This window comes from Roseovarius sp. MBR-6 (assembly GCF_040547525.1).
Lineage (GTDB): Bacteria > Pseudomonadota > Alphaproteobacteria > Rhodobacterales > Rhodobacteraceae > Roseovarius.
In genome coordinates this window covers 1-6,182 of the sequence record NZ_JBEPPW010000047.1, presented here as the reverse complement: position 1 = coordinate 6,182, position 6,182 = coordinate 1, and the positions used below count along the sequence as shown (strand labels likewise).

The 6,182-nt window shown below is 60.2% G+C and carries 6 protein-coding genes and 1 pseudogene; 4 read left to right on the top strand and 3 right to left on the bottom strand.

Annotation, left to right across the window (positions count from 1 at the left end; all coding sequences use genetic code 11):
• Nucleotides 1–424 (top strand): annotated as a pseudogene (locus tag ABIE57_RS20160) (recombinase family protein); the annotation flags it as partial.
• A gap of 84 nt (nt 425–508) precedes the next feature.
• Here ABIE57_RS20160 and ABIE57_RS20155 read toward each other — a convergent pair.
• Both ABIE57_RS20155 and ABIE57_RS20150 read right to left on the bottom strand, forming a co-directional pair.
• Nucleotides 509–904: a PIN domain-containing protein gene (locus ABIE57_RS20155; protein WP_354540822.1), complete on the bottom strand. Its 396-nt coding sequence runs from the start codon at nt 902–904 to the stop codon at nt 509–511.
• Nucleotides 894–1,121, bottom strand: coding sequence for an AbrB/MazE/SpoVT family DNA-binding domain-containing protein (locus tag ABIE57_RS20150; protein ID WP_009503866.1), 228 nt, complete (start codon nt 1,119–1,121; stop codon nt 894–896). Before ABIE57_RS20150 ends, ABIE57_RS20155 begins: the two co-directional genes overlap by 11 nt.
• A 228-nt stretch (nt 1,122–1,349) precedes the next feature.
• Between ABIE57_RS20150 and repA the strand changes: the two genes are divergently transcribed.
• From repA to repC, 3 genes are all read left to right on the top strand, one after another.
• The gene (gene repA / locus ABIE57_RS20145; protein WP_354540825.1) at nt 1,350–2,534 is read left to right on the top strand and encodes a plasmid partitioning protein RepA; all 1,185 of its coding nucleotides are present in this window, start codon (nt 1,350–1,352) and stop codon (nt 2,532–2,534) included.
• Nucleotides 2,534–3,526, top strand: coding sequence for a plasmid partitioning protein RepB (repB, locus tag ABIE57_RS20140; RefSeq protein ID WP_354540821.1), 993 nt, complete (start codon nt 2,534–2,536; stop codon nt 3,524–3,526). Before repA ends, repB begins: the two co-directional genes overlap by 1 nt.
• Nucleotides 3,527–3,708: 182 nt before the next feature.
• Nucleotides 3,709–4,923 carry a plasmid replication protein RepC gene (gene repC / locus ABIE57_RS20135; RefSeq protein ID WP_354540820.1) on the top strand — a complete coding sequence of 405 codons (1,215 nt, stop codon included), beginning with the start codon at nt 3,709–3,711 and terminating at the stop codon, nt 4,921–4,923.
• A gap of 450 nt (nt 4,924–5,373) precedes the next feature.
• On the opposite strand, the gene ABIE57_RS20125 is transcribed toward repC, so the two are convergent.
• Nucleotides 5,374–5,649: a DDE-type integrase/transposase/recombinase gene (locus ABIE57_RS20125; RefSeq protein ID WP_354540823.1), complete on the bottom strand. Its 276-nt coding sequence runs from the start codon at nt 5,647–5,649 to the stop codon at nt 5,374–5,376.
• Nucleotides 5,650–6,182 lie beyond the last annotated feature (533 nt).

Here is a 6,182-nt window from a genome sequence, read left to right as displayed (position 1 = left end):
GCAGGGTGCGGCTGGCGCGACAGGACGGCTACATGGAGCGTCTGAACGAGACGGCACAAGATTGGGTGCCCCATGTGCGCCGGTTGCGACCCGACTTGGCCTGGGAAGACGTGGTGCGCATCATCAACGGCCCCTTGCCCGAGGCGCGTCGCTGGACCCAAAGCCGTCTTTTGCGCGCCGTGAAGGCCTATGTCCGCGACGGCTTCCTGCCTGCCGAGGTGCTGGCCCGCGCCGGCGCCGCGAAACCGACGACCGGTTGCCCGCCATCGTCGCCGCCATCAAGGGCGCGGATCCCGACATCACGCTTCAGGCGATCTGCACCAGGCTGCAAGCGATGCGCGAGCGCACGCCGCGTGGCCGAACGAGATGGCAGCCGTCTTCGGTCAAGATGATGCTGGTGCGGGCGGAGAGGCTGGGGCTGCTCGAGCAGCCTAACAAACTTGCAAATCCTCCACTACGTGGAAGGATTACAAGGCGGTGGTCAGTTTCAGGCTCAGAAGCCGTCCCCTCATGCAAAGGGGTTGACGATGCGAAGCTGGCCTTCGACCAGCAGGCCATCTTGCATGTCCTCGCTCCATAGCGTGGTGCAGCCCGCAACCAAAGCGCTGGCCACGATCATCGCGTCGTAGATCGAGAAGCCGTAGCGTTCCGCCAAAGCGCGGCCGACGTCATGGGTCTGCACGGTGAGATCTTCGACGGGACACAAGGCGCGCACGCCTTCGAGAAACGCCGCGGCTTCCTCCCAACTCAGGCCAGCCTTGCGGCGGCAGTTCACTAGCGTCTCGTTCAGGACCTGAACGCTGATCCGGGGCCCCTGCCCCAGGATGGCCTCTGCGCGATCGGCCTTCGGGCCGTCGTCGAGCAGGTAGAGAACGACATTCGTGTCCGCGAATTCAGCGCTCATGCGCGTCGTCGCGGCTCAGACGTTCTGCAGCGGACAACTTGCCCCGGAAGCGGCGCAGGCCGGTCAGCACCTCATCCGCACGAGCAAGGCGACGGACTCTGACCCGACCGTCGTCCTTGACCAGGTCGATCTGATCACCCTCCTTGAGACCAAGCTCTCGGACGAGCTCCGCGGGCAAACGGACGGCCAGCGAGTTACCCCATTTTGCGACCTGCATCTTGACCTCCCATGCGGATATACGTCTTGTAATGTATATCCGAAAGGTTCCCAAGACAAGCCTGCCCACGAACCCGAGCCGCTCTTGTGCATCACGCAGCGGCTGACACCACATTTAGAAAGAGCTTGCACGAATCTGACTCCTCCGGCAATAGTCACGGAAAGAGGCGACTAAACGCCATAATCCGTGAACACGCCCCAGCAAGAAAAAGGGGTCGCGCGAGGGCAGATGAGCAGAGCCGATACACAGGAAGACCTGAACGCCGTGATCCGTCAGCACTCCGAGTTGCTGGCGGCGCAGCTGCATTCGCAGCGTGAGAGCCTGTTCCCGCCCGACGCATCCAAGTCTATGCGCAAATTCACCTCTGGGGAAGCTGCTGCTCTGCTGGGCGTCAACGACTCATACCTCAGAAAGCTCCACCTTGATGGCAAGGGCCCTTCGCCAGTAGTTTCATCGGGGAACCGGCGGCATTATTCGGCTGAAGATATCCATAACTTGCGCGTTTTGTTGGAGAAAACGGCTCGAAAGCCAGGAGACTACCTGCCCGGTCGTCGCGCCGGTGACCATCTGCAGATCATCGGCGTGATGAACTTCAAGGGTGGTTCGGGAAAGACGACCTCCTCGGCGCATCTTGCTCAACGGTTGGCCCTCAAGGGTTACCGTGTCCTGGCGATCGACCTTGATCCGCAGGCTTCACTTACGGCCTTGCATGGGGTTCAGCCTGAATTCGACCTTCTGGACGGCGGCACGCTCTACGATGCGATTCGTTATGAAGACCCGGTTCCGATCACCGAGGTGATCCGAAAGACATACATCCCGAACCTCGACCTGATTCCTGGGAATCTCGAACTGATGGAGTTCGAGCACGAGACGCCACGGGCGCTTTCTCGCGGCAACGCGGGTTTGTTCTTCTTCCGTGTGAAGGAGGCGCTGGCGCAGGTCGATGAGCAATATGACGTCGTCGTCATCGACTGTCCTCCGCAGCTCGGGTTTTTGACCATGTCCGCGCTGTCGGCCGCGACAGGCGTTCTCGTGACGATCCATCCCGAGATGCTCGACGTGATGTCGATGAGCCAGTTTCTCAGAATGACGGCCGACCTGATGGACGTCATTGCCGACAGTGGGGCCGACATGTCGCATGACTGGATGCGGTATCTCTTGACCCGGTATGAGCCGACAGACGCACCGCAGAACCGTATCGTCGCCTTCTTGCGGACGATGTATGGCGACAAGGTCTTGAACGCGCCGATGCTCAAGTCGACGGCCATCTCGGATGCCGGTTTGACCAAGCAGACCCTTTACGAGGTCGAACGCAGCGCCTTCACTCGGACGACCTATGACCGAGCCATTGAAAGCCTGAATGCGGTCAACGACGAGATTACCCAGCTCATTCAGAAGACTTGGGGGCGCTGATGACCGACAGCAAGAAAAGGCGCATGTCCATGCTCGATAGTCTGGCGGCGGCGGGGACGCCCCCTGCCCCTGGTAGCATGATGTCAAGCAATCGGGCCCTGCGGTCGGCGCGTGATGCTGTCGATGCTCACCATGTCTGGGAACTCGATCCGGTCGAGATCCAAGACGAGCGATACTCGGACCGCCTCGATCCAAAGGATGTGCACGATCTTCGCGCGTCGATTGAACAAAACGGGCAAACTGTGCCCATCCTTGTTCGGCGCCATCCGACCGACCCCAATCGCTATCTCCTCGTCTATGGACGCCGCCGTCTTGAGGCAATTCGTGCCTCCGACAAAGTGAGCAAGGTTCGCGCCCTCATAGCTAACCTGGACGATACCGCCGCACTGCGCGCTCAAGTCTCAGAAAACACTGGTAGACGTGACCTGAGTTACATCGAGCGTTCCCTCTTCGCTCAGGAACTGCTCGATAGTGGCTTTGGCTCTCAGGCACAGATTGCCGAGGTGCTGAACGTGACCCGTTCGGCGGTATCGATGTCGGTCTCTGTTGCCAAGGCGATCGGAACTGCCTTGGCCCACGCAATCGGACCGGCTCACGGCGTCGGCCGTCCCAGATGGGAAGCTTTGTCGAAAGAGCTTTCCGACAGCCGGATCGATATCGACGAACTTTCCCGGGTTGCTCTTGATGTTCGCGCCAAGGTCGCCGTGAGCGAACAGGCCGACGAGGATCCTAAGGTCGATCCTTCGGTGGCGGCTTTTGAAGCCGTTGCACGGCACATAAAAAAGAGTGTGAGTCCGACGCTCGGCAAGAAGCCGAGATCGAAGGCCACTGCCCTTGTCATTGATGGCACGCCAGTGGGCGCGATCAAGAGATCTGGCCGGACGCTTCGCCTGGACCTGACGGACGTGGATGATGCCTTTGCGGAGTGGCTGGATGCCCGCGCGCATGACGTCCTCGAAGAGCTTCACGATCGCTGGAAACGCGAGACATGAAGAGAGGCAGAGCAGCAACAAAAAGGAGGCACGGTACAGGCTAAAGAAAAGGTCCCGCAAAGCTTGCGCTCCACGAGACCCCAACTTTGATCTTAGCACTTTCAAGGTAGTGGGCCAGCGCGCAAACCGCAAGTCATATGTGATTCGCGGAACAGCTTTTCTATGCCTTCGTGAATGACATCATGGATTACACACCGATTTCGCCGTTTATGCGGCCGATCTCGCACGCCCATCTGCGCGTGGTCGAGCGGCCCGAGGCGTCTGTTCCAGGCAAGCCCGTCAACAAATGGGAGCTTCTGCGCGAGCTGTCCAAGGCACAGGCCGCCTTTGGGGTTTCCGAGCGCGATCTGACCGTTCTTCAGGGGCTTCTGAGCTTCTTTCCGGACGATGCGCTTGGCGGGAACACCGAAATGGTCGTCTTCCCATCCAACAAGGCGATCTGCGAGCGGCTGAACGGCATGCCTTGCTCGACGATGCGCCGTCACCTCGCCCGGTTGGTAGACGCAGGCTTGCTCATCCGGCGCGATAGCCCCAATGGGAAGCGGTATGTGCGCAAGCGTGGCGAAGATCGCGTGGCCTTCGGCTTTGACCTCTCCCCGCTCTATTGCCGGTCCGAGGAGATTGCACGGGCCGCAGAGGCTGTGCGTGAGGCCGAGGACCGTGTGCGGCGACTGAGGGAGGTGGTGAGCCTCATGCGTCGCGACCTGGCCGCCCTGGCGGAGTTCGGCGAGGAGATCCAGCCCGGGCTTGGCCTATGGGACCAGCTCCGCGATACGGCCGCTCTCACAGCCCGCGCTCTTCGCCGCAAGCTTTCGCTTGAGGATCTGTCGGCATTTCGGACTGAACTGGAGACCCTCCTTGACCAGGCGCGCAATGTCATTGATGGCCCTGAAACAGAAGAAATGAACACCAATGATGCCCATTTTGAGCGTCACCTTCATAATTCAAATAAAGAACCTATAGATCTTGAACCTGCCTTGGAAAAAGGCGGGGCGGCGGCGAGCGGCGTGCCTGATGTTGATACGGATGAGCCTGTGGCTGACGTCGAAGAGCCTGATACGAGGCGGGTGCCGAAAATCCCGCTCCACCTGGTGATTGCCAGCTGCCCCTCGCTCAAGACTTTCTATCAGGGCGACGTTCGACATTGGCACCAGCTTTTCGACGCGGCTTGTCATGTGCGGCCGGCCATGGGGATCAGTGTTTCCGCTTGGGAAGAAGCGCAGCGCTGCATGGGACCAGAGCAAGCCTCGATCGTCGTCGTGGCCATGCTGGAACGTTTTTCGGACATCAGATCACCGGGTGGATACTTGCGGGCGCTGACGTCCAAGGCTGCGGCTGGCGAGTTCTCCTGCGGGCCGATGGTCATGGCGCTGATCGGACGACGGAGCGCGGCTTAGTGTTCACAGCTGTGAACTCCTATCGCCTCGACCGTTCATTTGCCAAAGTTCACAGCTGTGAACTATCTCCCCCGGTGCGGGAACAAAGGGTAGCGAGAGGACTGTTGGTTTGAGGGTGACGGGAGGTGAGATCGGGAGAGTGGCTTCCGACATTCGTCGTGGAGAAGATATGATGACCAAAGCTGTCCAGAAAATCACCCTGTCCCCTTCGCGGGATATCCCCTTTGGCAAGCTGGTGCTGAGCCAGTCCAACGCGCGGCTGCGAACTCCTCCGGCGTTTGATATTTCAAGTGGCTCGTGCGGGCGCTCCGTGTTGTAATCGATCCTCCATTCCTCGATGATTTGACGGGCCTCAAAGATGCTGGTGAACCAGCACTGGTTCAGGCATTCCTCGCGGTATCGGCCGTTGAAGCTTTCGATATAGGCGTGTCTCGGGTTGGGTTTGGAGGATCAGAAAACAGCGTGGGGCGCTGTTTTCCCGACAAACGGATCGATGAAATAGAGCTGGACGCCGTGATCATCAGCCCATCGATCAAGCGCGCGCCCGCGCAGTTCCGGGCCGTTATCCACGACCAGGATATCGGGGTATCCCCGTTCACGGGCCACGCGTTCCAGCATTTCCACGACCCGCTCGCCCGGCAGCGAAAAATCCACCTCGATCGCCGGGCACTCCCGGGTGCAATCGTCCTTGAGGTTGGCGGTGCGGAACTTGCGGCCATTGGCCAGCGCATCGCTGGTGAAGTCGAGCGACCAGCGCTGGTTGGCCGCGATCTGGCACCAGGCGCCCTCACGGCCCTCACGCGGAACCTTTTTGCGCTTGGTGCGACGCAGCCACAGTTTCGTCGGGAAAACAGCGCCCCACGCTGTTTTCTGATCCTCCTCAATCTTCGCGATAGATGCGCTCGACCACCTTGACGTTCACCTTGAAACCCTCGCGGACCAGCTTGGCATGTGAGCCATGCGATAACCATACCTCCGATGCTTGCCTGACAAGGTGATCAGGCGTTCCCTCAACCGCGCGTGGCGGTCTGGTCGGGCCTGATAGGCCAGGCTCCACCGTGAAATCCCGACCAGCCTGCACGCCCGCCGCTCGGTGAACCGATGCTCTTCCATCAGCTTCCTCACGGCATCGCGGCGGCGCGGTTCGGCATGGGCCTCGGACCGTGTATGGATGGCTCCCGCGGGGCAAGAGATTTTCGGTTGATGCTGGCATGATTTCGGTTGCGGCCATGTATACGGCGTCTGAGTTGCAGCACGGT

Bases quoted from the DNA above. Each gene is read 5' to 3' on its own strand.
- repB (WP_354540821.1), top strand. From the start codon at position 2,534: ATGACCGACAGCAAGAAAAGGCGCATGTCCATGCTCGATAGTCTGGCG.
- repC (WP_354540820.1), top strand. From the start codon at position 3,709: ATGGATTACACACCGATTTCGCCGTTTATGCGGCCGATCTCGCACGCC.
- ABIE57_RS20155 (WP_354540822.1), bottom strand. From the start codon at position 904: ATGAGCGCTGAATTCGCGGACACGAATGTCGTTCTCTACCTGCTCGAC.
- ABIE57_RS20150 (WP_009503866.1), bottom strand. From the start codon at position 1,121: ATGCAGGTCGCAAAATGGGGTAACTCGCTGGCCGTCCGTTTGCCCGCG.
- repA (WP_354540825.1), top strand. From the start codon at position 1,350: ATGAGCAGAGCCGATACACAGGAAGACCTGAACGCCGTGATCCGTCAG.